The sequence below is a fragment of the Dyella sp. 01L423 genome (genome assembly GCF_056399945.1).
In genome coordinates this window covers 645703-669699 of record NZ_JBFTSI010000001.1, presented here as the reverse complement: position 1 = coordinate 669699, position 23997 = coordinate 645703, and the positions used below count along the sequence as shown (strand labels likewise).

The 23997-nt window shown below is 63.9% G+C and carries 27 protein-coding genes; 12 read left to right on the top strand and 15 right to left on the bottom strand.

Annotated elements, in window-relative coordinates; all coding sequences use genetic code 11:
- Together rpsP and ffh are read right to left on the bottom strand one after the other, a co-directional pair.
- Nucleotides 1–255 carry a 30S ribosomal protein S16 gene (rpsP, locus tag AC1DMY_RS02970; RefSeq protein WP_109125566.1) on the bottom strand — a complete coding sequence of 85 codons (255 nt, stop codon included), beginning with the start codon at nt 253–255 and terminating at the stop codon, nt 1–3.
- A gap of 142 nt (nt 256–397) precedes the next feature.
- Nucleotides 398–1780 carry a signal recognition particle protein gene (ffh, locus tag AC1DMY_RS02965; RefSeq protein ID WP_477163520.1) on the bottom strand — a complete coding sequence of 461 codons (1383 nt, stop codon included), beginning with the start codon at nt 1778–1780 and terminating at the stop codon, nt 398–400.
- 188 nt (nt 1781–1968) lie between these two features.
- Between ffh and AC1DMY_RS02960 the strand changes: the two genes are divergently transcribed.
- Genes AC1DMY_RS02960 through AC1DMY_RS02950 form a run of 3 tightly spaced genes read left to right on the top strand, consistent with a single transcriptional unit; the run spans nt 1969 to nt 4260 of the window.
- A complete protein-coding gene (locus tag AC1DMY_RS02960) occupies nt 1969–2769 on the top strand; it encodes a cytochrome C assembly family protein (RefSeq protein ID WP_477163519.1) in 801 nt (266 codons plus the stop codon).
- Between the two features lie 10 nt (nt 2770–2779).
- The gene (gene purU, locus AC1DMY_RS02955) at nt 2780–3640 is read left to right on the top strand and encodes a formyltetrahydrofolate deformylase (RefSeq protein ID WP_477163518.1); all 861 of its coding nucleotides are present in this window, start codon (nt 2780–2782) and stop codon (nt 3638–3640) included.
- A gap of 11 nt (nt 3641–3651) precedes the next feature.
- On the top strand, nt 3652–4260 hold the full coding sequence (locus tag AC1DMY_RS02950) for a glutathione S-transferase family protein (protein WP_477163517.1): 609 nt from the start codon (nt 3652–3654) through the stop codon (nt 4258–4260).
- Nucleotides 4261–4379: 119 nt separating this feature from the next.
- Here the strand turns inward: AC1DMY_RS02950 and radA are convergent, their stop codons facing one another.
- From radA to AC1DMY_RS02905, 9 genes are all read right to left on the bottom strand, one after another.
- A complete protein-coding gene (radA, locus tag AC1DMY_RS02945) occupies nt 4380–5762 on the bottom strand; it encodes a DNA repair protein RadA (protein ID WP_477163516.1) in 1383 nt (460 codons plus the stop codon).
- Nucleotides 5763–5867: 105 nt separating this feature from the next.
- Nucleotides 5868–6956: an alanine racemase gene (alr, locus tag AC1DMY_RS02940; RefSeq protein WP_477163515.1), complete on the bottom strand. Its 1089-nt coding sequence runs from the start codon at nt 6954–6956 to the stop codon at nt 5868–5870.
- Nucleotides 6957–7166: 210 nt separating this feature from the next.
- Nucleotides 7167–7382: a YgdI/YgdR family lipoprotein gene (locus AC1DMY_RS02935; protein ID WP_477163514.1), complete on the bottom strand. Its 216-nt coding sequence runs from the start codon at nt 7380–7382 to the stop codon at nt 7167–7169.
- 10 nt (nt 7383–7392) lie between these two features.
- The gene (locus AC1DMY_RS02930) at nt 7393–7545 is read right to left on the bottom strand and encodes a DUF3309 family protein (RefSeq protein WP_477163513.1); all 153 of its coding nucleotides are present in this window, start codon (nt 7543–7545) and stop codon (nt 7393–7395) included.
- Nucleotides 7546–7694: 149 nt separating this feature from the next.
- Nucleotides 7695–9122: a replicative DNA helicase gene (locus AC1DMY_RS02925; protein WP_441604329.1), complete on the bottom strand. Its 1428-nt coding sequence runs from the start codon at nt 9120–9122 to the stop codon at nt 7695–7697.
- Nucleotides 9123–9315: 193 nt separating this feature from the next.
- Nucleotides 9316–9765, bottom strand: a complete 450-nt coding sequence (gene rplI / locus AC1DMY_RS02920) for a 50S ribosomal protein L9 (RefSeq protein WP_477163512.1) — start codon at nt 9763–9765, stop codon at nt 9316–9318.
- Between the two features lie 238 nt (nt 9766–10003).
- Nucleotides 10004–10234: a 30S ribosomal protein S18 gene (gene rpsR / locus AC1DMY_RS02915; RefSeq protein WP_017462785.1), complete on the bottom strand. Its 231-nt coding sequence runs from the start codon at nt 10232–10234 to the stop codon at nt 10004–10006.
- Between the two features lie 14 nt (nt 10235–10248).
- The gene (rpsF, locus tag AC1DMY_RS02910) at nt 10249–10686 is read right to left on the bottom strand and encodes a 30S ribosomal protein S6 (protein ID WP_121878540.1); all 438 of its coding nucleotides are present in this window, start codon (nt 10684–10686) and stop codon (nt 10249–10251) included.
- Between the two features lie 338 nt (nt 10687–11024).
- Nucleotides 11025–11351, bottom strand: coding sequence for a HesB/IscA family protein (locus AC1DMY_RS02905; RefSeq protein WP_477163511.1), 327 nt, complete (start codon nt 11349–11351; stop codon nt 11025–11027).
- Nucleotides 11352–11485: 134 nt separating this feature from the next.
- On the opposite strand from AC1DMY_RS02905, the gene asnS reads away from it, so the two are divergent.
- The 7 genes from asnS to AC1DMY_RS02870 all read left to right on the top strand — a co-directional run bounded on the left by asnS (nt 11486) and on the right by AC1DMY_RS02870 (nt 17657).
- Entirely contained in the window at nt 11486–12901 is a 1416-nt protein-coding gene (gene asnS, locus AC1DMY_RS02900) for an asparagine--tRNA ligase (protein ID WP_477163510.1), read from the top strand.
- A gap of 14 nt (nt 12902–12915) precedes the next feature.
- Nucleotides 12916–13797 (top strand): MalM family protein, encoded by an 882-nt coding sequence (locus AC1DMY_RS02895; RefSeq protein ID WP_477163509.1) that lies wholly within the window; start codon nt 12916–12918, stop codon nt 13795–13797.
- Between the two features lie 38 nt (nt 13798–13835).
- Nucleotides 13836–14150: a hypothetical protein gene (locus AC1DMY_RS02890; RefSeq protein WP_477163508.1), complete on the top strand. Its 315-nt coding sequence runs from the start codon at nt 13836–13838 to the stop codon at nt 14148–14150.
- Between the two features lie 23 nt (nt 14151–14173).
- The gene (locus AC1DMY_RS02885; protein ID WP_477163507.1) at nt 14174–14962 is read left to right on the top strand and encodes an SDR family oxidoreductase; all 789 of its coding nucleotides are present in this window, start codon (nt 14174–14176) and stop codon (nt 14960–14962) included.
- Nucleotides 14963–15106: 144 nt separating this feature from the next.
- Nucleotides 15107–16558, top strand: coding sequence for an aldehyde dehydrogenase (locus AC1DMY_RS02880; RefSeq protein WP_477163506.1), 1452 nt, complete (start codon nt 15107–15109; stop codon nt 16556–16558).
- A gap of 68 nt (nt 16559–16626) precedes the next feature.
- A complete protein-coding gene (gene can / locus AC1DMY_RS02875; protein WP_239535539.1) occupies nt 16627–17241 on the top strand; it encodes a carbonate dehydratase in 615 nt (204 codons plus the stop codon).
- Nucleotides 17238–17657: a RidA family protein gene (locus tag AC1DMY_RS02870; protein WP_477163505.1), complete on the top strand. Its 420-nt coding sequence runs from the start codon at nt 17238–17240 to the stop codon at nt 17655–17657. Before can ends, AC1DMY_RS02870 begins: the two co-directional genes overlap by 4 nt.
- Before the next feature lie 222 nt (nt 17658–17879).
- Here AC1DMY_RS02870 and AC1DMY_RS02865 read toward each other — a convergent pair whose 3' ends face one another.
- The 4 genes from AC1DMY_RS02865 to AC1DMY_RS02850 all read right to left on the bottom strand — a co-directional run bounded on the left by AC1DMY_RS02865 (nt 17880) and on the right by AC1DMY_RS02850 (nt 21825).
- A complete protein-coding gene (locus AC1DMY_RS02865) occupies nt 17880–18143 on the bottom strand; it encodes a hypothetical protein (RefSeq protein ID WP_204635210.1) in 264 nt (87 codons plus the stop codon).
- Nucleotides 18144–18332: 189 nt separating this feature from the next.
- Nucleotides 18333–19115, bottom strand: coding sequence for an N-formylglutamate deformylase (hutG, locus tag AC1DMY_RS02860; RefSeq protein WP_477163504.1), 783 nt, complete (start codon nt 19113–19115; stop codon nt 18333–18335).
- A 44-nt stretch (nt 19116–19159) separates the two neighbouring features.
- Nucleotides 19160–20506: a glutathione-disulfide reductase gene (gene gorA / locus AC1DMY_RS02855; protein ID WP_477163503.1), complete on the bottom strand. Its 1347-nt coding sequence runs from the start codon at nt 20504–20506 to the stop codon at nt 19160–19162.
- Between the two features lie 59 nt (nt 20507–20565).
- Nucleotides 20566–21825: an NAD(P)/FAD-dependent oxidoreductase gene (locus AC1DMY_RS02850; RefSeq protein WP_477163502.1), complete on the bottom strand. Its 1260-nt coding sequence runs from the start codon at nt 21823–21825 to the stop codon at nt 20566–20568.
- A gap of 80 nt (nt 21826–21905) precedes the next feature.
- On the opposite strand from AC1DMY_RS02850, the gene AC1DMY_RS02845 reads away from it, so the two are divergent.
- Both AC1DMY_RS02845 and AC1DMY_RS02840 read left to right on the top strand, forming a co-directional pair.
- Nucleotides 21906–23240: a hypothetical protein gene (locus tag AC1DMY_RS02845; RefSeq protein ID WP_477163501.1), complete on the top strand. Its 1335-nt coding sequence runs from the start codon at nt 21906–21908 to the stop codon at nt 23238–23240.
- 94 nt (nt 23241–23334) lie between these two features.
- Nucleotides 23335–23907, top strand: a complete 573-nt coding sequence (locus AC1DMY_RS02840) for a C40 family peptidase (protein WP_477163500.1) — start codon at nt 23335–23337, stop codon at nt 23905–23907.
- Nucleotides 23908–23997: the final 90 nt, after the last annotated feature.

Below are 23997 nucleotides of genomic sequence, written 5' to 3'. Positions count from 1 at the left end.
TCAGGCAGCCTGCTGCTTGCCGGCTTCCTTGACCAGGGCGGCGACCTTGTCGGTCAGCTGCGCACCCTTGCCCACCCACTCCTGCACGCGGGCAACGTTCAGCTCAAGGCGCTTGTCCTTGCCCGAAGCAACAGGGTTGTAGAAACCGACGTTCTCAATGCTGCGGCCGTCGCGCTTGTTGCGCTGATCGGTGACAACGATGTGGTAGAACGGACGGCCCTTGGCGCCGCCGCGCGAAAGACGAATCTTGACCATAAGTAAAAGCTCCAGAGTTGCCGGGATGCCGGCAGCACGCACGCAGCGGTGCGCGGTGAACGCGACATTTTAATGAATTTTAGGGAAAAAGGAAGAGCTGACAGGCAAATCCGGCCAGATGGACTAACCGGACCCTTCAGCCTCAGCGCATCGGGGGCAAACCACCACCCATGCCGCCCATGCCCTTCATGGCGCCGCGCATCTGGCGCAGCAGGCCCTTGCTGCCGCCCTTGGACAGCTTGGACATCATTTTTTCCATCTGCATGTACTGCTTGAGCAGACGGTTCACGTCAGCCGGCTGGGTGCCCGAGCCGCGCGCCACACGGGCACGGCGGGAGCCGTTCAACAGATCCGGATGACGGCGTTCTTTCTTGGTCATCGACTGGATGATCGCGACCATGCGCTTGATCTCACCGTCGTTGACCTTGGATTTGACGCTATCGGGCAGGCCCGACACGCCCGGCAGCTTGTCCATCAGGCCAGCCAGGCCGCCCATGTTGGACATCTGTTCGAGCTGGTCGCGCATGTCGTTGAGATCGAAGCGCTTGCCCTTGATGACCTTCTCGGCGAGCTTCTGCGCCTTTTCCTGGTCGACCTTGCGCTCCACTTCTTCGACCAGCGACAGCACGTCACCCATGCCGAGGATGCGCTGAGCGACGCGGTCGGGGTGGAACGGCTCCAGCGCATCGGTCTTTTCGCCTGCGCCGAGGAACTTGATCGGACGGCCGGTGACATAGCGCACCGAGAGCGCTGCACCGCCGCGGGCGTCGCCATCGGTCTTGGTGAGCACAACGCCGGTAAGCGGCAGCGCTTCGGCAAAGGCCTTGGCGGTGGTGGCCGCGTCCTGGCCGGTCATGGAGTCGACCACGAACAGCGTCTCGATGGGGGTGATCGCGGCGTGCAGCGCCTTGATCTCGGCCATCATCGCTTCGTCTACGTGCAGGCGGCCGGCGGTGTCGACCAGCAGCACGTCGACCACTTCGCGGCGCGCCGCAGCGATGGCGGCCTTGGCGATGTCGACCGGGTTCTGGCCCGCCTCGGACGGGAAGAACTTCACGCCCACCTGCTCGGCCAGCGTGCGCAACTGCTCGATGGCGGCCGGACGATAAACGTCGCAGCTCACCACCATCACCTTCTTCTTTTTGCGCTCGGTGAGGAACCGCGCGAGCTTGGCCACCGTGGTGGTCTTACCTGCACCCTGCAGGCCCGCCATCAACACGACGGCCGGCGGCTGCTGGGCGAGATTGAGCTCCGCATTGGCGGTGCCCATTACCGCCGTCAGCTCGTCGCTGACCACCTTTACCAGGGCCTGGCCCGGCGACAGGCTCTTCATCACTTCCTGACCGACCGCACGCACCTTCACGCGCTCGATCAATGCCTGCACGACCGGCAGGGCGACGTCGGCCTCCAGCAACGCGATGCGCACTTCGCGCATCGATTCGCGGATATTTTCCTCGGTCAGGCGACCACGGCCGCGCAAGCGGTTGACGGTGGTGGAGAGGCGTTGGCTGAGGGACTCGAACATGGTCAGGCCGGTGGGCGGAAAACGGCGATTATAGCGGGATGGGCAGCGGCAGGTGCGAAGCGGGTCGCCGCCGTTCACATGGCCCGGGTGGTGGCCATCGCACGCTGCGCAGCCATGCCGACAGAGTCCCGCCACAACGCCGCGCCCCCTCTACCCACCCCCAAGGCCCCATGCCACACTCGCCCGCTATGGCTGCCACCGTCCTTTTCGCCCTGCTCGCCATCGTGCTCTACCTCACCGCAGCGACGGCTTTGGCCCGGCCGCTGCTTGGGGGTGGGCAACCGCTGAACCGCTCCGCGCTGCTGCTGGCCGGCAGTGCCGTGCTGCTCCACGCCGGCACCTTGCTTGGCGCGCATCGCGGCGCGCTCGACCTGCATTTCTTTTCCGCCCTGTCGCTGGTCGCCTGCGTGGTTTCGGCCTTCACGCTGGTGGTGAATATCTGGCGACCGGTGGCCGCGCTCGGCGTCATCGTGTTCCCGCTCACGGCCTTGTTGCTGGCGCTGGATACTTTTGCCGCGCCCGTCACGGCCCCGCTGCCGCTGGAATGGCAGATCAAATTGCACGTCACCGTGGCGCTGCTGGCCTTCAGCGTGCTGTCGATCGCTGCAGTGCTGGCCATCCTGCTCGCCGTGCAGGAGCGCGCGCTGCGTCATCGCCAGGTGGGAACCTGGATGCGTGCGCTGCCACCGCTGACGCTGACCGAGACACTGCTGTTCCGGCTGATCGGCGCTGGTTTCCTGTTGCTCACGCTCACCCTGCTCACCGGCATCCTGTTCGTGGACAACCTGTTCGGCCAGCACCTGATCCACAAGACCGTGCTGTCGATCATCGCGTGGCTCGTGTTTGGCACCCTGCTGATTGGCCGCTGGCGGCACGGCTGGCGCGGCCGCAGCGCGGTCAATCTCACCCTGGTCGGCATGGGCGTACTGTTGCTTGCATTCTTCGGCACCAAGGCGGTGCTGGAGCTCATCCTCCATCGCACGCCATGAAGCGCATGCCATGATCATTCCCGGCCAGTTCGTCCTGACACTCTCCTGTCCTGATCGTGCTGGCATCGTGGCGGGGGTAGCCAACCACCTGGCCGCACAGGGCGGCAACATCATCGAGGCACAGCAGTTTGGCGATGCCGAAACCGGCCGCTTCTTCATGCGCCTGGTGTTTGAAGATGCCGAACGCGACCTCGACGCGCTCAAGCTGGGCTTCGACGGATTCGCCAGGCAGTTCGCCATGCAATGGATGCTGCGCAATCGTGCGCAACGCCGTCGCGTGCTGCTGCTGGTGTCCAAGTTCGATCACTGCCTGGCCGATATTCTCTATCGCTGGCGGATTGGCGAGCTGCCGATGGACATCGCCGGCGTCATTGCGAACCACCCGCGCGACACCTATCGCCATCTCGACCTGGACGGCATCCCCTTCCACTACTTGCCGGTGGACAAGGACAGCCGTGCCGACCAGGAAGGCGCACTAGGCGCACTGATCAAGCAATCGCAGGCGGACCTGGTGGTTCTCGCCCGCTACATGCAGATTCTGTCGCGCGAATTGGTGCAGACACTCGCTGGCCGCTGCATCAACATCCATCACTCATTCCTGCCCGGCTTCAAGGGTGCGCGCCCGTATCACCAGGCCTATCGCCGCGGCGTCAAGCTGATCGGCGCCACCGCGCATTTCGTAACGGCCGAGCTGGATGAAGGTCCGATCATCGAGCAGGACATCGAACGGGTTACCCACGCCGACACCCCGGAAGATCTCATCCGCATCGGCCGCGACATCGAGCGCCGCGTGCTCGCGCGCACGCTGCGGCTGTATCTGGACGACCGCGTCCTGCTCAACGGCAGCAAGACAGTCGTCTTTCATTCCTGACGGAGGTGTTCGTGGAACTGATCGGCATGCTCGATTCACCGTACGTGCGCCGCACCGCGATTTCGCTGCGGCTGCTGGGTATCCCGTTCACGCATCGCTCGATGTCGGTCTTTCGGCATTTCGATGAGTTCCAGCAAATCAATCCGCTGGTGAAAGCGCCCACGCTGGTGCTGGACGATGGCTGCATGCTCACCGAGTCGGGGCTGATCATCGACTGGGCCCAGGCCCAAAGCGATCGCGCGGCACTGATGCCATCTGATGCAGCCGACCGCCAACGCGCACTACGCCTCACCGGCATCGCCCTCGCAGCCAGCGAAAAAGCCGTGCAGATCGTCTACGAAGACAAACGCGATGCGGACAAGCGTGACGAAGGCTGGCTGAAACGCGTCAAAGGGCAACTACATGCCGCCCATGATTTGCTCGAACGCGAACTGCACGGCGTCGATGGCTGGATTTTTGGAAGCGCACCGGGCCAGGCCGATGTGAGCATCGCTGTCGCATGGGGCTTTACCCAATTGGTGGCGGCCGATGTGATCGATGCGAAGGCTTATCCGCAGTTAGCGGCATTTGCGGCGCGCGCTGAAATGCATCCGGATTTTGCGGCGCTGCCGCCGGTGTAGAACGGCAGATCTACCGTGGGAGCGCACCCTGTGCGCGACAAGCCTACGAAGCCGGTATACCCAGGCGTGGCTGTCGCGCACAGGGTGCGCTCCCACAAAGAACCGTGCGGTTAGCAGGTTCAGCGGCAAGCGTCGATTGCTTCGGACAAGCGTTCCACAGCGACAATTTCCATATCCCCGACTTTCGCCTTCTTCGGCGCATTCGCCTTCGGCACAATCGCCTTCTGAAACCCGTGATGCGCGGCCTCTTTCAAGCGCTCCTCACCATTGGGCACCGGCCGGATCTCGCCTGACAAACCCACTTCGCCAAAGGCAACCGTCTTCTCCGGCAACGGCCGATCGCGCAGCGACGAGAGCACCGCCAACAGCACCGGCAGATCGGCGGCGGTTTCCTGCACGCGGATACCGCCGACCACGTTGACGAAGACGTCCTGGTCATAGGCCGCCACGCCACCGTGGCGATGCAGCACCGCCAGCAACATGGCGAGTCGGTTTTGCTCCAGGCCCAGCGCGACACGGCGCGGATTGCCCAACGAGGATTGGTCCACCAGCGCCTGCACTTCCACCAGCAAGGGACGGGTGCCTTCGCGCGTCACCATCACCGCGCTGCCCGAGGTCGGGCCGCTGTGGGCTGAGAGGAAAATCGCGGAAGGATTGGGCACTTCGCGCAAGCCCTTTTCCGACATCGCAAACACGCCCAGCTCGTTCACCGCACCGAAGCGGTTCTTGAAGGCGCGCAGCACGCGGAAGCGGCTGCCGGATTCGCCTTCGAAATAAAGCACGGCATCCACCATGTGTTCGAGCACGCGGGGGCCGGCGATGCCGCCCTCCTTCGTCACATGTCCGACCAGGAATACCGACGTACCGGTTTCCTTGGCGAAACGAGTGAGCTTGGCCGCCGATTCGCGCACCTGACTGACCGAGCCTGGTGCAGCGGTGAGCAGTTCGGTCCAGATGGTCTGGATGGAGTCGATCACCAGCACGCGCGGGCGGGTGCTCAGGGCCTGCTCGATGATCCGCTCGATACAGGTTTCCGCCAGCGCATGCAGCGGAGCCAGCGGGAGATCGAGTCGCTGCGCGCGCGAGGCGACCTGACCGAGTGACTCCTCGCCCGTCACGTAGACGCTGGGAATCCGCGCGCCCAGCGTTCCCAGCATCTGCAGCAGCAAGGTCGATTTGCCGATGCCCGGATCGCCGCCGATCAGCACGACCGAGCCATCCACCAGGCCACCGCCTAATACGCGATCGAGCTCGCCGATGCCGGTGAGCGTGCGCATTTCCGCATCCAATGCCACGGCCGTCAGCGGCGTCACCTTGGGCGCACCAGCTGCTGCGCCTGCATAACCGGTGGTACTGCGTGCCGCGCCGGCGGATTTCACGGCAGGCTGCACGACGATTTCGCTCAGTGTGTTCCACACACCGCAGTCCACGCACTGGCCCTGCCACTTGGAGTGCTCCGCACCGCAGTCGGTGCACACATAGGCGGTCTTGGCTTTGGCCATGCTTGGATTCCTGATCGGAGGTGCGGGCGAATGACCCAGCTTAGCGGGCCTGCATCGCATACCGCGAGACATCGGGCCTTCGTGGCTTGAGCGCCTTGCGCTCGCTCAGGCTTCGTCTTCCACGAACAACACGCGCTTGGTCATGCCGCAGGTGAGGTCATAGGAGATCGTACCCGCCTGCGCGGCAATGATTTCCACTGGCAACTCCGGCCCCCATAGCGTCACGCGGTCGCCCACTTTGGCGTGCGCCGCGTCGCGCAGATCCAGCGTGATCAGGTCCATCGATACGCGACCAATCAAGGGCACCTCGCGATCGCCCACCCGCACCGGCGTGCCGGCCACCGCACTGCGGGGATAGCCGTCGCCGTATCCGACCGCGGCCACACCCACGGGCATGTCTTCAGGGCAAGTCCAGGTGCCGTTGTAGCCGATATGTTCGCCCTTGCCGATGCGATTGATGGCGATCAGGCGCGTGCTCAGCGTCATGGCGGGACGGAAGCCGAAATCGGCCCCGGTTTTTCCATCCACGACGGAGAGGCCGTAGAGCAAGCCGCCGGTACGCACCCAGTCGCCGCGCGCTTCGGTCCAACCCAGCACCGCCGCCGAATTGGACAACGAGCGCGGCCCACTCAAGCCGCGCGTGGCGTCGTTGAATCGACGAATCTGCGCAGGCGTTTCGCTGCCGTCGAACACTTCCGATTCAGCGAAATGGGTAAGCAGGCCGATCTGCGGATCGATGCCGGGCATGGCGGCCAGCTGTGCGTGGACGAAGGCGACGGTTTCCGGCGCAAAGCCCAGCCGATGCATGCCGCTGTCCACTTTCAGCCAGACGCGCAGCGGACCACGCGACGGCGAAGCTTCCTTCAACCAGCGCAGCTGTTCTTCGTGATGGATGGCGGCATCGAGATTCAAACGCTGCATCTCGGCGATGTCGCTGGCGTGATCCGGACCGGACAACACCACGATGCGCTGGCGATGTCCTGCTGCACGCAGGCGCAAACCATCGCCCAAGGCGGCTACCGCGAATGCATCCGCCTCACCGTCGAGCGCGCGCGCGACGCGCTCCAGGCCATGCCCATAGGCATCGGCCTTGACCACGGCCATGACCTTCGCAGGCGCGGACATCTGCTTGATGCGGGCGAGGTTATGGCGCAAGGCGCCCAGATGGATGGTGGCGACGGTAGTGCGACTCATGCCTGGCTTTGCGCCCGACCGGGCACGGTGAGGAGTTGGAAAAGTTGGGCCGGATGGCCTTGAACAGGGCTGGAAGCTTACCAGTCTTGTCCGGCCATCCGGCCCGATGCGCCCAACCTAGCCTGCCGGTCCGGCACTCCCGGGGCGCCCCCGTGGCAATCCCCGGGCAACGGCTACCCTCACCAGTAGCCACACCACCCAACATGGTGTTCAGTGATTGTCGCGCGACTGGCAACGCTCCACCGCGACGCGACGTGCCTTGTCGTACTCGTGCTGGGTCATTGCACCGGATGCCAGCGCATCCTGCAGATCGGTCATCTGCTTGCCGCAGGTGTCGTTGTTCTGCACCACGCGGGTGCTGCTGCCACAGCCAGCCAGTGCCAGGCACGCGGCGACGAGAAACGCAGGAATGATGGTTCGGTTCATGTCATCTCCCTCACAGCACGCCAAGGACAAGGAGCACGATCAGGATGATCACGATCAACCCCAGTCCACCGCTCGGGCCATAACCCCATCCGCGGCTATACGGCCAGGTCGGCAATGCGCCAAGCAGAAGCAACACGATGATGAGTAGAAGGATAAGCGACATGTGTTGTGCCTCGTCCGGGAAACCGGTGACGAGGTTGCGCCGCGGGATGTGAATCCGGCACGGGATTCATGTGCACTGGATGCATATGCCGGGGACGGTACAGGTGCCGTTCCTAAAACGAAACGGGACCTGTACGTCGAGCGACGGCGTTATTCGAACGCGCCGACGAACGAATCGGGCGCGTAATTCTCGAACTTGGTGTAGTGACCCAGGAAGGTCAGCTTCACCGTATCGGTAGGACCGTTACGCTGCTTGCCGATGATGATTTCGGCCAGGCCGCGGTCGGGCGATTCCTTGTTGTAGTACTCGTCGCGGTAAATGAACATGATCACGTCCGCGTCCTGCTCGATAGCGCCCGATTCGCGCAAGTCGGACATCATCGGGCGTTTGTCGGCACGCTGTTCCAGCGAACGGTTCAACTGCGACAAGGCGATCACCGGGCAGTTGAGTTCCTTCGCCAGGCCTTTCAGCGAACGCGAGATTTCAGAGATCTCGGTGGCGCGGTTTTCCTTCATGCCGGGCACCTGCATCAGCTGCAGGTAGTCGATCACGATCAGTCCGAGGCCGCCATGCTCGCGATGCAGCCGGCGCGAACGCGAACGCAGTTCGACCGGCGACAGACCAGGCGTGTCATCGATGAAAATCTTCGCCTCGGAAAGCAGGGCGATGGCATTGGTGACACGCGGCCAGTCTTCCTCGGCCAGGTCGCCGTTGCGCAGGTGCTGCGCGTGGATGCGGCCGACGGAGGAAATCATACGGAAGGCCAACTGCGAGGCCGACATTTCCATCGAGAAAATGGCCACGGCCTTCTTGCCGCGCATCGCCGCCGCTTCGGCGATATTCACCGAGAACGCCGTCTTGCCCATCGAAGGACGCGCCGCGACGATGATCAAGTCGGACGGCTGCAGGCCCGAGGTGAGTTCGTCCAGATCGGAGAAGCCGGTGGAGATGCCGGTGAGCTGGCCCTTGTTCTCGAAGCGCTCGGAGAGGATGCGGAAGGCATCCTTGACGGCCTCGCGCATCGACACGGTGTCTTTCTTGCCACGCGCACCGGACTCGGCGATCTTGAACACGGCCTGCTCGGCCCGCTCCAGCACTTCCTGCACCCCCATGCCGTCCGGCTGGTAGCCGTCCTCGGTGATGCCGGTGCCGGCGTCGATCAGCTGGCGCAGCACCGACTTCTCGCGCACGATTTCTGCGTAGGCCGCGATATTCGCCGCGCTGGGCGTGGTGTTGGCCAGTTCGATCAGGTAGGCGGCGCCGCCGACCATATCGGCTAGACCGTTGGCCTCGAACCAGTCGCCCAGGGTCACCGCGTCGCACGGCATGCCCTTGCCCGCCAGCTCGGTGATGGCGCGCCAGATCAGGCGATGGTCCTTGCGGTAGAAATCCTGCTCGGCGAGGCGGTCGGCCACCTTGTCCAGCGAATCAGGCGACAGCATGAGGCCGCCCAGCACCGCTTGTTCCGCGTCGATCGAATTCGGCGGGACGCGCAGCGCATCGATGCTGGACAAAGGTTTGCGCTCGGAACGACCGCGGCGCTCTGGGCGGTCGGAACGATCGGAAACGAAGGACATCGAGATTCCTCGCAGCGGTTGGCTGCATTGCCGGCGGCGTGCTGGGTACAGAGCATACGCGGCGCCATCTCAGGCGACGAGACCATAACTCTGTGGATAAGCTGTGTTTAGTTGTGGATAAGCGCGTGGCGAACCGAAGAAAAGCAAACGGGCGCCCGGAGGCGCCCGTCTGGGTACTGCTAGATGGGTCGACTTACTTCTCGCCGACCACGATCACCTTGACCTGGGTCTGCACGTCGGCGTGCAGCGCGATCACCACGTCGAATTCGCCGGTGTGACGGATCGGGCCTTCGCCCTGGATCACTTCGCCCTTGTGCACTTCATGACCGGCGGCCTCGAGGGCCTCGGAGATTTCGCGCGGACCGACCGAGCCGTACAGCTTGCCTTCCGGGCTGGCGTTAGCGGCGATGGTCACCGTGACGCCTTCCAGCTTGGCCTTGCGGCCTTCGGCGCCGGACAGCTGCGAGGCAGCCTTGGCTTCGTACTCGGCGCGGCGCTTCTCGAAAGCTTCGAGGTTGGCGGCGTTGACCGGCACGGCCTTGCCCTGCGGCAGCAGGTAGTTACGGCCATAACCCGGCTTGACACTGACCTTGTCGCCAAGGTTGCCGAGGTTGCGGACTTTTTCGAGAAGAATCAGTTCCATGATGGTTCCTTTTCGTTAGCACCGGTGTGGCCCGGCGCAGCCTGGACGGTTGTCCGAAGGGGTTCATTTTGCTCCCTCTCCCTTGCGGGGAGAGGGTTGGGGTGAGGGGCCAATCTTGCGACATGACAGCATCGAAGCGAGCTTCGTAGCAGCTTTGTCGCGAGCACCCGCCCTTTACCCCCTTTTCGGGGCTCACCTCAGTCCTCTCCCCGGAGGGGAGAGGAAGCTGGAGCACGACTTAGACGTCGTGGTTATCCGTGTACGGCAGCAGAGCCAGGAAGCGAGCGCGCTTGATCGCGGTCGCCAGCTGACGCTGGTAGCGAGCCTTGGTGCCGGTGATGCGCGACGGAACGATCTTGCCGTTCTCGGTCACGTACTGGCGCAGGGTGTTGAGATCCTTGTAGTCGATCTCTTTGACTTTTTCGGCCGTGAAGCGGCAGAACTTGCGGCGGCGGAAGAACTTGGACATGTCTGTGCTCCTGATCAGTCGTCGCTGTCGCGATCGTTGTCGCGGTCGTCGCGGTCACGGCGGGCCGGACGCTCATCACCATCGCTGTCGTCATCGCGGCGACGCGAGGACTTGGCGTCATCCTTTTCCTTGGACTTCAGGATGAAGGACTGCTCGGTATCGGCTTCGTCACGGCGAACCACCAGGTGGCGCAGCACGGCGTCGTTGAAGCGGAAGCCCGACTCGAGCTCGTTCAGCGCGTTCTGGCTCACTTCGATGTTGAGCATGACGTAGTGAGCCTTGGCCAGGTTCACGATGGGATACGCCAGCTGGCGGCGGCCCCAGTCTTCCAGGCGGTGGATCTTGCCGCCGTCGGTCTCGATCAGCGCCTTGTAGCGCTCGATCATCGCCGGAACCTGCTCGCTCTGGTCAGGGTGGACCAGAAACACGACTTCGTAATGTCGCAGGGACATCGTGTGGTAACTCCTTGTGGATGCAGCCCTTTCAGGCCTGGCAGCCTCCCGCACTATGCGGTGAGGCAAGGTTCCATCCATGCCTGGAGGGCGTGGACAGAAGCGGAAGTGTAAGGGATTTCAGGGGTTTGGGGCAAGCGGATGACGGTCCCTATCAAGCGCCCTGGTTGAATGAGCCGTCTTCAGGATTCGCCGGAACCGCCTATATCCTCACCGTCATTCCCGCGAAAGCGGGAATCCAGCGCCTTATTCACTGCACCACAAAGGCGCTGGATCCCTGCTTTCGCAGGGATACGGTGAGGAAAATGGGCGATTTAGCACGAGACCGCACCCCGGTCTCAGCCTACGGTGAAACTCTCGCCGCAACCGCATTCGCCGGTGGCGTTGGGGTTGTGGAAAACGAAGCTGGCGTTGAGGCCCTGGCGCTGGAAGTCGATCACCGTGCCGTCGATCAGGGGCATGCTCTTGCCGTCGACGATGAGCTTCAAGCCGTCCACTTCCACCGTCTCATCGCCCTCGCCCACCACCTGGGCCAGGTCGACCACATAGCCAAAGCCGGAGCAGCCGGTCTTCTTCACGCCAAAGCGCACTCCGGCCGCATCGGGCGTGCCGGCAAGGAAGGAGCGCATGCGTTCGCTGGCGGCGGGCGTGATGGTGATGGTCATGGGCGCTGCAACTACCGAAAGGAGAGATTGTCCGAAATCAGACGTGAAGGGTCGAACCTGAACGATGCGTAGATTATCATGCAAGGTTCGTCTTACGTGCCGATATGCCGGCACCCAGCAGGAGTTTCAATCCAATGACGGCGGTTAGCCCGATTCTATCGAGCGTGAAGCAGGCCCTTTCCGGCAGCGTGGCAGCTGGCAGCACCGTGACCGTGCGCGGCTGGGTCCGCACCCGGCGCGATTCCAAAGCGGGCCTGTCGTTCGTCAATGTGAGCGACGGCTCCTGCTTCGACCCCATCCAGGCCGTGGTCACCAGCGAGGTGTCCAACTACGAGACTGAGGTGAAGCACCTCACCGCCGGCGCCGGCGTGATCGTTACCGGCACGCTGGTCGCCTCGCAGGGCAAGGGCCAGAGCTTCGAGATCCAGGCGACGGACGTCATCGTCACCGGTTTCGTCGACGATCCGGAAACCTACCCGATCCAGCCCAAGCAGCACTCGATGGAGTTCCTGCGCGAAGTGGCGCACCTGCGCCCGCGCACCAACCTGTTCGGCGCCGTGACCCGCGTGCGCCACACCATGATGACGGCGATCCACCGCTGGCTTACCGAGCAGGGCTTCTTCTGGATCAACACGCCGATCATCACCACTTCCGATGCGGAAGGTGCCGGCGACATGTTCCGCCTGTCCACGCTGGACCTGGCCAACCTGCCGCGCACGCCCGACGGCAAGATCGATTTCCGCAAGGACTTCTTCGGCCGCGAAGCGTTCCTCACCGTGTCCGGCCAGCTCAACGTCGAGGCTTACTGCCTGGCGATGAGCAAGGTGTACACCTTCGGCCCGACCTTCCGCGCCGAGAATTCCAACACGCCGCGCCACCTGGCCGAGTTCTGGATGGTGGAACCGGAAATCGCGTTCGCCGACCTCAACGCCAACGCCGACTGCGCCGAGGGTTTCCTCAAGGCGATCTTCAAGGCCGTGCTGGATGAGCGTCAGGACGACATGGCGTTCTTCGCCGAGCGCGTGCAGCCCGATGCGATCAGCCGTCTGGAAGCCTTTATTGCCGAACCGTTCGAGCGCATCGATTACACCGAGGCGGTGGATATCCTCAAGAAGTCGGGGCAGAAATTCGAATTCCCGGTCGCCTGGGGCATCGACCTGCAGACCGAGCACGAGCGCTATCTCGCCGAGAAGCACGTCGGCCGCCCGGTGGTGGTGATGAACTATCCCGAGCAGATCAAGGCGTTCTACATGCGCCTCAACGATGACGGCAAAACCGTCGCGGCGATGGACGTGCTCGCGCCGGGCATCGGCGAGATCATCGGCGGTGCGCAGCGCGAAGAGCGCCTGGATTACCTCGACCGCCGCATGACCCAGTTTGGACTCGATCCGGCCACCTACGGCTGGTACCGTGACCTGCGCCGTTATGGCACCGTGCCGCACGCCGGCTTTGGCCTCGGCTTCGAGCGCCTGCTGGTGTACGTGTGCGGCCTGTCCAATATCCGCGATGCCATTCCCTTCCCGCGTGCGGCGGGTACAGCCGAATTTTGAGCGACGGTCCCCTCATGCGCTATCGACTGATCACTGCCACTGCCCTGCTCGCGCTCACCGTGCTGGCGAGCGGCTGCCACAGCGTGAAAGCGCTGGTGCCGCCCAACCTGCGCCCGCCCGAGAGCGGCAACGGCAGCCTGGATCAGGCGAAACAGGCCCTGCAGCAGGCCACCCCCTGCTGCACCACCTTTGCCGATTTCTCCTACCAGGACGCCCTGCCCTGGCAGCCCAAGAAGTTCGCACTGGGACCGGGCAGCATGGTGGCCAACCTCAACGGTGACCGCAGTTACTTCCTGAGTTTCAGTCTGCCGCGCGAATCGCAGCTGCCGTACCGCGTGGCGGTGAAGTCGGAATTGAATGGTCGATGGCTGCGCGCCAGCTATCTGTTCGCGCCGACGCTGGTAGTGCTGGATGAGGCGTTCCAGCCGATCGACAGCAAGGACGTGAGCCTGTGCGAACACATGGGCTGGACGGATGCCACCACCGGCGCGTTCGGCAGCGTGGACATCACCGACAAACGTGCGCGCTACCTGGTGCTGTACAGCTCGGCCAAGCAGCAATCGGGTAGCACCTACTGGGAACAGTCGCCGGCTGCCTTCTCGGCGGAAGCACCGGTAAAGATGGCCGCGGCCGGCACCTTCAAGGTGCCGCACGGGCCGGACGGCACCGTGTGGATCGGCATGATGGACAAGACCTACCAGGACGCCGTGAACAACGCGATCTGCGCCAAGCCCGAACAGGGCAACGGCGTGCTGAGCACGCTGCGCGAGGCACTTCCGCTGCCCAGCATCGGCAACGACAGCAAGAAGTCCGAGGCACCCAAGGCTCCTGCGACGTCGAGCGGCTCCAGCAACAACGACGCTACGTCGGCAACCAATAACTCGACCAACGGCTGAGTTCGGGTCGGCCCACCATCACCCACCACGGACTCGGCATGCTTCCGCTTTATCTCTCGCTACTCTCGGCCGGCGTCATCTGTTTCCTGCTGCATTTCGGCTCGCAGTACCTCATCGCCTCGCTGCTGCGCCGCCGTCATCCGAACGAGTGGAAGATCATCGCCGAAGCCGACGGCCAACCCACCAATGCCGTGCGTACGTGGATGCGTCTTCAGCTCGCGCTGCGCTCGCCCGTGCTGCCGGCGCTGGAAGACAACGGCGTCACGCGCTGGCGCCTGGTCTGGCGCTACAGTCTGTGGGCCGCGTGGCTATGCTGGTTCGCCGCCCTCGCCGTGCAATACCTAGCGCGCTAAACGTCACTTCCAAGGAGCATGCCATGCAGCTGGATTTGAGTGGACGACATGCTCTCGTGTGTGGCGCCTCGCAGGGCATCGGGCGCGCCAGCGCCGTGGAGCTCGCCGAACTTGGCGCCAGTGTCACCCTGCTCGCGCGCTCGGCGGATGCGCTGAAGGCAGCCACGGACGCGCTGCCGCGCAAGCACGGCCAGCAGCACCTCTGGTTTGCAGTGGATATGACGCAGACCGATCCATTGCGCGACGCGCTGGCGGATATCGTGGCTGCGCAGCCGATGGAAATCCTGATCAACAACACCGGCGGCCCACCGGGCGGTCCGGCCCACAGCGCCAGCGCCGAGGCCTTCGAGAACGCCTTCCGCCAGCATCTGCTGGCCGGCCAGACGCTGGTGCAGGCCTTGCTGCCGGGCATGCGCGCCAGCGGCTACGGCCGCATCGTCAATGTCATTTCCACCTCGGTGAAGGAACCGATCGTGGGTCTGGGCGTGTCCAATACCGTGCGTGCCGCGGTGGCCGGCTGGGCCAAGACGCTGGCTGGTGAACTGGCGGCGGACGGCATCACGGTCAACAACGTGCTGCCCGGCTACACGCGTACGGCGCGCCTGGACGAAGTACTCGCCGGGCGCGTGCGCAGCAGCGGCAACAGTGAAGAGGAAGTGGCCCAGAGCATGCTCGCCACGGTGCCGGCGCGCCGTTTCGGTGAAGCTTCGGAAGTGGCGGCCGTGATCGCCTTCCTGTGCACCCCGGCTGCGGCGTACGTCAATGGCGTCAGCATCGCCGTGGATGGCGGACGGACCCGTTCGCTGAGTTGATCCCAGGCCCAACCCTGTGGGAGCGCACCCTGTGCGCGACACGGCGAAGCCGTCGCGCACAGGGTGCGCTCCCACACTCACATTGAATCCCGCATACGCCCCCGTCCGGTGCAATCGGAGCCCGCAGGCCTTAAGCTTGCGCAGATGCCTACCCTGCGCCTCGCCAACCTGATCGACGGCCGCCTTCAGGCGCCGCGACATGATCGCTGGCTGGATGTGTTCGAACCGGCCACCGGCCAGGTTTTCGCGCACTGTCCCGACTCCACCGCCGAAGACGTTGCCGATGCCGTGGCAGCCGCCGCGCGCGCCGCGCCCGACTGGGCCGCCACACCCGCCGAACAGCGCGCCAGCCTGATGCATCGGCTGGCCGATCTCATCGAAGCGCGCATGGACGAATTCGTTGCGCTGGAATCGCGCGACAGCGGCAAGCCGCTGAGCCAGGCGCGCAAGCTCGACATTCCCCGTGCGATCTCCAACCTGCGCTTTTTCGCGGCCGCCATCATCAGCTGGGGCAGCGAGTCGCATGCCATGGAAACTGGCGCGATCAACTACACATTGCGCCAGCCGCTGGGCGTGGTCGGCTGCATCAGCCCGTGGAACTTGCCGCTGTACCTGTTCAGTTGGAAGATCGCTCCGGCGCTCGCGGCCGGCAACACGGTCGTCGCCAAGCCCTCGGAAATCACGCCCTGCACCGCCGCTTTGCTTGGCGAGCTGAGCATCGAGGCCGGTTTCCCGCCTGGCGTGTTCAACATCGTGCAAGGCCGCGGCCCCACCGTGGGTCAGGCGATGGTGGAGCACCGCTCGGTCAAGGCCGTGTCCTTCACCGGCAGCACCCGCACCGGCGCGCAGATTGCTGCCGTCGCTGCGCCGCAGTTCAAGAAAGTGTCGCTGGAGCTTGGCGGCAAGAACCCCGCCGTGGTGTTTGAAGACGCCGACCTGAGCGATGCCAATCTCGACACCATCGTGCGTTCCGGCTTTGCCAACCAGGGTGAGATCTGTCTCTGCGGTTCGCGTCTACTGGTACAGCGATCCATCTACGATGCCTTCCGCGAGCGCTATCTCGCACGCGTGAAAGCACTGCGCGTGGGCGATCCGGATGAAGACGCCAGCGATCTCGGCGCGCTCGTCTCAAGCGAACACTTCGACAAGGTGATGAGTTGCATCGCCACCGCGCGCAATGAAGGCGGCCGCGTCCTTTGTGGCGGCGAGTCGGTGAAGATGGAAGGCCGTTGCGCCGAAGGCTGGTTTATCGCGCCGACCGTCATCGAAGGCCTGGGCAACGACGCCGCCACCAACCAGCAGGAAATCTTCGGGCCGGTCGTCACGCTGATTCCGTTCGAGGACGAAGCCGAAGGGCTCGCCATCGCCAACGGAACGGGTTACGGCCTAGCCGCCTCGGTTTGGACTCGCGACTTGTCGCGCGCGCACCGTTTCGGCGCGCAACTGGATTTCGGCATCGTGTGGACCAATTGCTGGCTGCTGCGCGATTTGCGCACGCCCTTTGGCGGCACCAAACAATCGGGTCTCGGTCGCGAGGGCGGCACGGAAGCGCTGCGCTTCTTCACCGAACCCAAGAACATTTGCATTCGCTATTGATTGAGGGCGCCATCGTGAAAAGTCCCCTGCAGAATCTGCTCGACAGCAACCGCCAGTGGTCAGCCGCCATGGTCGAGCAGGACCCGCGCTTCTTCGAACGCCTTGCCCAGCAGCAGGCGCCGAAGTATCTGTGGATCGGCTGCTCCGACTCGCGCGTGCCGGCCACCCAGATCGTGGATCTGCCGCCGGGCGATATCTTCGTGCAACGCAATGTCGCCAACGTGGTGTCGCATACCGATCTGAACTGCCTGAGCACCATCCAGTTCGCCGTCGACGTGCTCAAGGTCGAGCACATTCTGGTGGTGGGCCACTACGGCTGCGGCGGTGTGCAGGCGGTGCTCGATGATCGACGCCTGGGCCTGGTCGACAACTGGCTGCGCCATGTCGGCGACGTCGCGCAAAAGCACAAGCAACTACTCACTTCGATCGACCTGATGAACCTGCGCAACGCTCGCCTGTGCGAACTCAACGCGATGGAACAGGTGGTCAACGTGTGCCATACCACCATGGTGATGGATGCCTGGGAGCGCGGACAGAAGCTCTCCGTGCACGCGTGGTGCTACAGCCTGTTCGACGGGCACGTGAACGATCTGGGCATGCATGTGAGTTCGCGCGAAGGCCTCAAGCCTGCCTACGAGCACGCCATGCAGCGCCTGGGCACGATCCCCGAGTTCAACCGATGAGCGACGTCGTCCGCACCGATCAGGCCCCGGCGCCGGTGGGCGCGTATCCGCATGCGCGGCGCCTGGGCGATTTGCTGTTCCTCTCCGGTGTCGGTCCGCGCACGCCAGGCAGCAACACCATTGCGGGCAATGTGTATGACGCGGCAGGCAAGCTGCTGAGCTACGACATTGAAGCGCAATGCCGGCAGGTGTTCGCCAATGTGCGCGCCGTACTCGAAGCGAGCGGCGCACGCTGGGAAGACCTGGTGGACGTGACGGTGTTTCTCACCGACATGGCGCGCGATTTTCCGGCGTACAACAAACTCTACGCGGAATATTTCGCAGGCGTCGACGCCTGCCGCACGACGCTGGGCATTACCGCGCTGCCCACGCCGATCGCCATCGAACTGAAGTGCATCGCCGCACTGAAGCTCTAAGAGGCCTGTGCAAAGTCTTGCCTCACCAGTCATCCCCCTCACCGTCATTCCGGCGCAGGCCGGAATCCAGTGGCCTGTAGGTTAGATTGTCGCGAGTCCCTTAGAACATAGTCGGCACTCGCGCCAATCCATCGTATTCGCTACTGGATTCCGGCCTGCGCCGGAATGACGTAAAGAAAAGCCCCGGCATTCGCATGCCGGGGCTTTTTTTGTGAACGAAGCCTAGTGACTGGCTTCAGTCTGCGGCAGCGTCGACTTGGCCGTACGCTTGGCGGACTTGCTGCCCTTGGGCTTGGGCTGGCCGTTGTTGTCTTTGTTCTTCTTGTGCTTGTGCGACGAGCTGGCCGCCGGAGCCGGCGTGGCCGACGCAGGCTTGGCGGCAGCGGGTGCAGCAGGCGCAGGCTGCGGGGCTGCGTCCTGAGCCAGGAGGGAACCGGTGAAAGCCATACCCGCTACGAGCAGGGAAGCGATCGCGAACTTGCGCATGATGATGAGCCTCGACGTGAAGTGCCTATATTCGTGCCGTCTGCCTGGCCAATAGCCAGCATCGCGACCGCTAAAACATCGCACGTTTGCCAGCCTCCCGGAACCGGCATTTTCCCGCCGACATCCGAGATTTCCGCGCTTCGCGTCTTGACAATGCAAGACCCTAACAACGGTCGAATTTTTTTGCGCTTAGGCCACGCACTGCGCCAGTAGTCGGGCAATGATTTCCTGCACCTGTGCGGCGCTGTCCTCCGCATACGCGAAGCTGTCTTCGTCCATATAATTGATCTGCGACAGCTCCAGTTGCACGGCCTGGACGCCCTTGTCGGGCTGGCCGTAATGCCGCGTGATGTAGCCGCCCTTGAAGCGGCCATTGACCACGAAGCTATAGCGCGACTGGGTTTCCAGCACGTCCTTGAGCTTCTGTTGCAAGGCGGCCGAGCAGCTGGCGCCCTCGGCCGTGCCCAGGTTGAAGTCGGGCAGCTGGCCTTCGAATAGCATCGGCACGCGACTGCGGATGGAGTGCCCGTCCCACAGCACGACGCGACCGTGTTCGGCGCGCAAGCGTTCAAGTTCTTGCGATAGCGCATCGTGGTACGGACGCCAATACGCGTTTACCCGGCGTTGTATTTCTTCCGCCGTCGGTTCAGCTCCATCGACGTAAAGCGGCTCGCCATCGAAGCCGATGGTGGAGACGAGGCCGGTTTCGCGCTTGCCCGGATACAACGCGTGGCCGTCGGCGGGGCGATTGAGGTCGACCACATAACGCGAGGCCATCGGCCGGATCACGCTGGCGCCTAGCGACTTCGCCAGCGGTTCGTAGAGCCGCCCCACATGCCAGTCAGTATCGACCGAGCGCTGCGCGTCGGGCTGCATGCGCGCGGCGATGTCATCGGGAATATGGCTGCCGTCGTGCGGCAGGCTGATGAGCAGCGGCGCGGTGCCGCGATGAAGCGTGCAAGTAGCAGTCATTGGTCAAGTTTACCGTGAGGCGAGGAAAGCCGACGTTGGCTCGCTCAGTTGATCAACACCAGTTCTTCGGCCGAACTCGGATGGATGGCGATGGTGTCTTCCAGGTCCCGCTTGCGCAGGCCCATTTTCAGCGCGACCGCAAAGCCCTGCAGCATCTCGTCCGCGCCCGTGCCGAGCACGTGGATGCCCACCACGCGCTCGTCCTCGCCTTCGGTGACGACCTTCATCAGGGTCGGATGTTTGCGCCCGGCCACGGCCCATTTCATCGGCGTGAATTTAGCGCGGTGGACGTGTACCTGGTCGCCATGGAATTCGCGTGCCTGCGCTTCGGTGAGGCCTACGATCGCCAGCGGCGGCTCGGCGAAGACGACGCTGGGAATATTGTCGTAGTCGAGCCGGCTGTCGGGTTTGCCGCCGAACAGCCGATCGGCCAGTCGCCTGCCCGCCGCCACCGCCACCGGTGTGAGTTCCGGGCGTTCGGTGACATCGCCGACCGCGAAGATGCCTTCGACATTGGTGGCCTGCCAGGCGTCGGTGACGATATGGCCGTCTTCGTCCACGTTGACGCCGGCCGCATCGAGATCCAGCCGATCGCTGTTGGGCGCGCGGCCAATCGCCCACAACACGGCGTCATACGGACCGCATGGACCATTGACGTCATCGTCGATCATGAGGTTTTCGCCATCGCGATGCAGGCCCGTCACTTTCACCTGATTCGTGATGCGGATACCTGCGTCGCACATGTGCTGCTCAAGCGCATCGACCAATTCCGCATCGAAGCTGGTGAGCATGCGGTTGCGCACGTGCAGCGTCACCTCGCTGCCCAGCGCGTTGAGCAGTCCGGCAAATTCGATGGCGATATAACCGGCGCCAATCACCGCGATGCGCTTGGGCAAAGTGCGTAGCGCGAAGATGTCATCGGACACCATGCCCAGATCGAAGCCGGGTATGTCCAAGCGGCGCGGACGACCGCCGGTGGCGATCACGATCTGCGGAGCGCGCAATTCTTCACCGCAGGAGGTGGCTATCGTGTTGGCGGACACGAACCGCCCCGTTTCAGTGAATACCTGGATGCCGCCTTCTTCCAGGCCCATCGCGTAACGGTTGCGGATGCTGTCGATGTAATGCTGGCGCAGCTGGCGGAAATGTTCCCAGTCGAGCGTACCGGGCGTGGACGCAAAACCATAATCGACCGCGAGCCGTTGCTCCTGCGCCAGCTGGCCGGCGAACCAGAGCGCCTTCTTGGGCACGCAGCCGACATTCACGCAGGTGCCGCCCAGTGCGTTGGGTTCCAGCAATGCGACGCGCGCACCATGGCGCGCGGCACGGAATGCGGTCGCCAAGCCACCCGAGCCACCACCCAATACGATCAGATCAAAGGTTTCCGCCATGCCGCTCTCCGGTTTGCGCCATTCAAGTTAAGCGAGTCTGCGAGCAGGCCGCGTCAAGATCACACGCCAAAGCGCGACGGTGCATACGGCGTGGGATCGATCGCTGGTGTACCTCCGCGCAACATCGACGCCACCAGTTCGCCCGTGGCCGCCGACATGCTCACACCAAGCATCCCGTGCGCCGTGGCCAAGGTGAGATTGGACCAACGAGAGCTGGGTCCGATGATCGGCACCTCATCCACGCTCATCGGTCGCCAGCCCCACCATTCTTCCTTCAGTTCAGGCCCTTCGGGCACGTGCAGCCCCTGTGCGGCGCCTCGACGCAACGCATCCAGGCGCGTGCGGTTGAGGCCTTCGGCATACCCGGAAAACTCCATGGTGCTGCCCAGTCGGAAGCCGCTGTCCCAGGTGGTGACGCACACGGCGGCCTCGCGCAGTACCAGGGCATGGCGCGGCGCCACGGCAGGACGCGAATAGGTGATCGAATAGCCCTTGCCCGGCTGCATGGGCAGCCGCAAACCCAGCGAGATGGCAGTCAGCGGCGACCAGGCGCCGAGCGACATCACAACACGGTCGCCACGGAACACGCCGCGCGTGGTGCGCACATGATCGATGCGATCGCCGTTGAGGCCAAAGCCGTCGATGCGTGCGCCCGATTCGACGATGCCACCCAGCTCCGTCACGCGGCGCGTGAGTTCGGCGGCGTAGCGATCCGGTCGCAGGCGTGCGTCGTCCGGGTGGAACAGTCCGCCGGCGACGCCGGGCTTCAAGGCCGGCTCGCGGGCTTCCACTTCATCGCCGCGCAACCGCTCCACCGCGACGCCCAGGCGATCGAGCACCTGGGCATGGTGACGCTCGTCAGCCTGCAAGGCCGCCGCCGAACGATAGACATACAGCTCGCCTTCTTCGCCGAACTCGCAGTCGAACCGTTCGTCGCGTACCAAGCTCGCCAGTAGCCCACGAGAGCGTTGCAGGATGGCGGAACGCGCTTGCGCGGCATGTTCGAAATCGCGCCAGTTGCAGTGCCGGGCAAAGCCGAGCAGCCAGCGCAGGCGCGGGCCGTCAAAGCGTGGGTTGAGGTAGAGCGGCGCGTCTGCCCGCAACATCGAGCGCAAGGCCACGCCAAACATGCCCGGCATGGCCAGGGGCGCCGCGTGACTGGGGGTGATCGTTCCACAATTGCCGTGCGAACTGCCGCAGCCCGGGGTACCCTGCTCCAAAATCCGCACCGTAGCCCCGGACTTCAGCAGGTAGTAAGCACAGGCCAGGCCGATGACGCCGCCGCCGAGAACCAGCACATCACTGCGTGAATCATCCATCGGTCTATTGTAGCGTCGCCAAGACCCACTCCTAACCTTGAGAGATTAGCGCGATGGGAACGTCAGAGCAGTCCAGCAGGATGTTGGTACGGTGGCGTTTGGCGATGCGCTGCACGGCGATGCTCGCGGCCTGCGCGGCGGGTGCAGTGCAAGCGCAGGCCGCCAGGCAGCAGCCCGCGCCGACTCAAACGGCCGCCCAGCCCGAGCGTCCGGCCACGGCATCCTCGGCCACGGCCGTGAGTCGCGACCTGTTTACCGAAACCGCGCACATCAAGAACGACCTTGCGCGCTACCTGTACCTGCGCGAAGTGATGCCGCAGCTCACCAAGGAGGATCGCCTGATCGACCAGCAGCTGCTGGCGACCGTCGAGGATGAGCTCGGCCTCTACGATGAAGCCATCAATGACTTTCCGTTCGACAACCGCGTGCAGACGCCGGTGACGCTGCCCGCGCCGGCTGACTGGGTGATCGCCGACGCGGCGACCGAGATCGCCAAGTTGACCACGGACCGGCGCATCGTGTTGATCAACGAAGCTCACCACGATGCCCATACCCGCGAACTCACGCTGGCCTTGCTGCCCAAGCTGCGCGCGGAAGGCTTCACCTATTTCGCCGCCGAAGCGCTGGCCAACGGCGACGCCGAGCTCATGAATCGCGGCTATCCCATTGCCACCAGCGGCAGCGAGTATCTGCACGAACCGATCTACGGGCAGATCATCCGGGAGGCGATACGGCTGGGTTTCAAGGTAGTGGCCTATGAGTTCGATGCCGATGCCTTGGCCGATCGCGAATCGGGACAGGCGCAGCTGCTCTATCGCCAGGTGTTCAAGAACGACCCCAAGGCACGCTTGTTCGTGCATGCCGGTTACGCCCACATCGACAAGGCCGTCGGCAACCTGGGCAAGAACATCAAGCCGATGGCGATGCAGCTCAAGCAACTCACCGGCTTCGACCCACTGTCCATCGACCAGACCCGTTGGCGAGACATCGGCCCGATGCCAAAGAAGGATTTGTACAACCAGCTGTCAGCCGCTTTCCCGGTCGACAAGCCGTCGGTCCTGCTCAGTCGCCAGAACGGCAGCGTGTGGGCGTCGGACCCGGATCGTCACGACGTCGACGTCATCCTCCCTCCCTCCGGCCATCAGCGCCGTCCCCACTGGCTGGAGCTGGGCGGCGCCCGGCAGACCCGGGTGATCTCCAGTGACATGTGCCAACGCCAATTCCCCTGCATCGTGGAGGCCCGCTACGCCAACGAGAGCGACGACGCCATCCCAGCGGATCGCTACGTGCTGTTGACCGACAACGTCATGAACTCGCTTTACCTCTGGCCCGGCGAGTACAAGATCAGCAGCAGAGATCGCGGAGGCCGGAAGCTCAGCGAGCGCCGCATTACCGTGGACGAGCCCGGCTCATGATCGCCAGAGATCCACTTCCAGCGATCACTTAAAACTTTCTTCCAACTTATTGATTTGATAACCTCGGAGCCGTCTCAAGACCAGGGAAGACGAGATGCGCCCCAAATTCGCCCAACCTGCCTGCGCGCGCTCGGCATGGTGGCGTATTGCTCAGCGTGCGCTGGTCGTCGGCATCGTGATGATGCTCGCGGCCTGCGCCAGCAGCAGCCGGCGTCCGGAGCCCACCTACAAGGACTCCCGCTCGTCCCTGGCCAATTTGCCCGCCCGTGCCCCCAACGGTGCTACCGGCACGGCCAATGATGTCTTGTTCCGTGCCATCGCCCTGGTCGGCACACCCTACCGCTGGGGCGGCAACACGCCTGACAGCGGTTTCGATTGCAGCGGCCTGGTCGACTATATCTATCGCAATGCCGCTGGCCTGAGCCTGCCCCATAGCTCCAGAGAAATGTCGCAGTTGAGCGGCGAGCGGGTCCGCCAGATGACCGACCTGATCAGCGGCGACCTCGTCTTCTTCGGCGGTTCGGGCGGCATCAGCCACGTCGGCGTCTACGTGGGCAAAGGCCGCTTTGTGCATGCGCCCAATAGCGGCGGCACCGTGAGGCTGGACGATATCGACGGCCCGTACTGGCGCGACCATTTCGAGTTCGGCAAGCGACTGCTCGACTGAGCCGACTGCTCTGCGGCCTGGCCCGCGCCCGGCCAGCTCCGCGCCACGCTCGCCACCCAGCGCGCTTCACACCCGGCACTCCCAAGGCGT